This window comes from Litorivivens sp. (assembly GCF_057445395.1).
In genome coordinates this window covers 1-3,832 of record NZ_JBVBUV010000133.1, presented here as the reverse complement: position 1 = coordinate 3,832, position 3,832 = coordinate 1, and the positions used below count along the sequence as shown (strand labels likewise).

2 protein-coding genes are annotated in these 3,832 nt (G+C 51.9%); both read right to left on the bottom strand.

The features are described from left to right. Positions 1-296: 296 nt before the first annotated feature. Positions 297-2,558 (bottom strand): TonB-dependent receptor, encoded by a 2,262-nt coding sequence (locus AC222A_RS18870; RefSeq protein ID WP_486775451.1) that lies wholly within the window; start codon positions 2,556-2,558, stop codon positions 297-299. Between the two features lie 77 nt (positions 2,559-2,635). Further along, a partial coding sequence (locus tag AC222A_RS18865) for an alkaline phosphatase PhoX (RefSeq protein ID WP_372760589.1) occupies positions 2,636-3,832 on the bottom strand: 1,197 nt, incomplete at its 5' end.

Genomic DNA, 3,832 nt, shown 5'->3' with positions numbered 1-3,832 from the left:
GCCATCTCGTCGAGGACAACAGGAACCGGCTAAGCGATCCATGAATCCAGCTGTCCTCCAGGCTAAGTAACCAAAATGACAAAATAGGACATTTCTAAGTTGCAGAAACACCGGACATTTCAAGCTTGCAACAACAAGGAGTGTAAGCGTTTCTTAGTAATGTCACTTTTCGTTCATTAGAAATGGCACTCTCCGTGGGATTATATCCAACCCCAGATTGACCGCGAGGTGACTCCAGTGACTTTACTCATCATGAGTCAACAAGAACTATCCCGACAGGAAGTCATTAGTGCTTCCTAAAATGTGCAAATAAACTCCGCGGATACAATTCGTGGTGGGTGCAGAAAACCCATATGCGAGCCGTTAAAAACCGGCATATCCGCTGCAAATTGCCGCACTTTGCGGTCTTCCAGGTTTTTTACGTGTACGAGAAACTTCCATGCATTTCCCGGATCCAGCACTCCTATGTGTAGATTAATCAGATGGTATTGATCCTGACTATCCAGTGGATCCTGATCTAGATCAAATAAGATGTCTGATCGCCAGCTCCAATCGACACCCAAAAAAGCGGCAATTCGATTATTAAGCAACGGGTAAGCGATCGAACCGCCGAGGTTGGCACTGTATTTGGATGACCGTGGCAGCATCTCTCCACTGAGGTCGCAGGTTTCGTGTTCCGACGTCGCCGGGCAAGGTCCGTCGGGGAACCTATTAAATCTGGCGTCGCTGACTCCGATGTTGGCATAGAGGGATGTTCCCAATCTGGGCTGGTAGAGAAGATCAAACTCTAGACCCTGTGTGGTTGCTTCTGCGGCATTGCTTACCAGAAACCCATTGCCGATAAACGCTTGAATCTGCATATCATCATATTCGGTGCGATAGATCGCTGTATTAGCTGTTAGTGCCCCCTGCAGCGCGGTGAGTTTGTAGCCTACTTCATAAGATTGCGCATACTCCTGATCGAACGAGGCCTCATCGGCCTCTCGCGCTAGCGGATTAAAACCGCCCGCTTTGAAGCCTTGCGCAAGTGTGACATACACCATGTCGTCGTCACCCACGGCATATTTTCCAGCTATTTTTGGTGCAATATTGGATTCATCGCGCCGGTCATCGAGTGTGTATTCAGTTACCCCAAAAGCTGATTGCAGCAAAATGCCTGTCGATTCGTAATCCTGATCGAGATATACCGACTTGCTCTCTTGCGAAGCTCTGAGCCCAACGACCAGGCTAAGCCGTTCATTCAAATGCCATGTGACTTGTGAGAATAGTGCTTTAGTTATTGTGCTTAAATGATATTGCTGAATTAGTGCGTCTGTTGTCGTTGCATTTAGAAAAGCATCGATACCGGAAAATTCAGATCTGGTGAAAGAATTCTCGACACCCAGCAGCGGCCCCAATACGGACGCCAGCGGCCCTTCCGGTAACATGCGCAGGTCCCCAGCCTGTTTATTGTCTGACCAGAAACCAAAGAAACCGATAAGGTACTCCAGTGTGCCCGGCCCTGAATCTAATCGTGCTTCCAGCATATTTTGGCGATATGTAAATTGGCGCAACCATTCCGCAATTGGGGCTGATGCTGTGTCGGCATCCAAAAAGAGATCTGAGCGACTCTCGGCATGACTACCGAGTAAAGACAGTTGAAAGTCTGCGATATCCCAGCGAATATCGAGATTAGTCACGTAGGTTGCTACATCGTTCCTGTTATCGCTGTTGGCGTGGCTTTGATAGTCGAATTCTGCTTCCAGTGACTTATCAAAGGCCCCGTGTATCGCCTGTGCATCATCCTCAAGAATGAAAGGTTCCCAGCCCTGACCGGAGTCAGCAGCATGTCCCTCATAGTAGGTTAACGTTGCGGAAAGCTGATTGGAAACTTCCCACAGCATGCGCGTTCGGAGTCCGCTTTTATCGACGCGCTTTTCGTCTTCGTGACGCAGTGTATTGTACACGTAGCCATCGCGCTCTAAGGTGGTACCCGCCAGACGTAAAGCAACCCGGTCTTCCAGCAATGGTAAATTCAACATTGCGGTTAGCTGCCGAGTACTAAGCTCGCCGCCGCGATAACCTACCGAGGCCTCAAAAGTATTTACAGGAGAGGCCGAGGTAACATTGATGGCGCCTGCAATCGTGTTTTTTCCAAATAATGTGCCTTGTGGGCCTTTCAATACCTCTACTCGATCCAAGTCAAGAAAGGCGTCCTGCAGGAAATCAGTTTTGGCATAGTAGACCCCATCGATATAGAAACCCACGGACTGTTCCATTCCATCGTTGATTGGGGCGTTGACGCCGCGCACGCCGACCTGGACATAGCCCGCCGTCATATTGATGTCAGTGTTTGGGGAAACCAGCGAAACGTCCTCGAAAGAATGAATGGCAGCGTAGCTGATCCGCTCTCCACCCAAGACAGACACCGACAGTGGTACGTCTTGGACAGATTCACTACGCTTTTGTGCAGTGACTATTATCTCGTCGATGCGCTCATTGCTATCGGGTTGCTTTGCCGAAGCAGCCGCTGCAGCAATTAAGCAAAGCACAGTTAAAGTAGTAGACTCTTTTATCACGAACGCTCTTGACCTGCTCCCCGCTAGCCGCACCTACCTGAACTTAGTTAAGTCCAAATATCTCTGGTGGCACACTGTCAACCCACACGCCCTGCCAGCGGCGCGTCAACCCGCACCGAAAATGGCAGAGTAATTTCATAAATTACACCGCCAGTGCCAAAACCAGCCGGCAAACCGTTGCGTAGCGCACGCTGGTTAGCCACATAGAGTCGTCTGCCGTCTGGCGAAAATGCAGGGCCAGTAACTTCCGTCACATTGGGGTCCCCGGGCAGGCGTAATAAAGGAATGGTGGTGCGATCCGGCAACAGCACCATGGCCCGCATATCGCCGCCGTCTTCAACCACAATCATCTCGCCATCGAGCGTCATGGCAATATTGTCCACCCCCGCCATGGGGGGTTCGTCTGGGTCGACCGGTGAGCCGACGGGACCGTCCTCCGGGTTATAGATGCTTTCTATCGTGCCGCCTACGGTATCGATCGCCCAGATGTTGTCGTCGCTTTTGGTAGAGAAGAAAACAAACCCGGAAAGAAACCAGCAACCCTCGTTACCCGCAAAAACCGTTGTTTCGCTCTGATAAACGTCACTTTGCGGACGTCCATCGTCGATCGCATCAATCCAGCGAATCGGCACAGGGCCTTTGCGTGCGGCATCAATGCCATCATCGACAACCAATACTTGAAGAACCCCCTGCTGCCAATCTGGTCGATCACCCGCCGGCCATGAGGTTTCGGTCGGAAAAATCGTACGATAAAAGCGCTCGTCACCCGCCATATCCTCGGTGTGATAGATTGCTCGCCCTTCGGGATCCAGCGCGGCCATCTCGTGCGCCTTACGGCCAAAACGATCCAGCCTCAAGGGCGTGCCACCGTCGCGCAGCGGGCTACACTCAAACATGTAGCCATCCATTATTTCTTCGCCATTGATCCACGTACCCCAGGGTGTAACCCCACCAGAGCAGTTTGTGGTTGTATCACGCTGTACCGGATACGCATCCACCAGATTCCCAGCAGCATCAAAGCGTAGTGCACTCACGCCTCCGCGCAAGAGCCCCAGCGCCTCCACATGCTCGCGGGAGGTGCCTGGCAAGCCAGCCGCGCCACCGGTGGTACTGTCACGCACTTCACTGTTGGATACATAGATCCAACCACCGTCATCAGTGCGAAATACCGCGCCGCCGTCGGGGTCGGAATGCCACAAAAAACCAGGGTTGTCTGGGATGGGAGGCTCATTGAAAACAGCGATCACCCGCGAACTGAACCCGGCCGGAAGCTG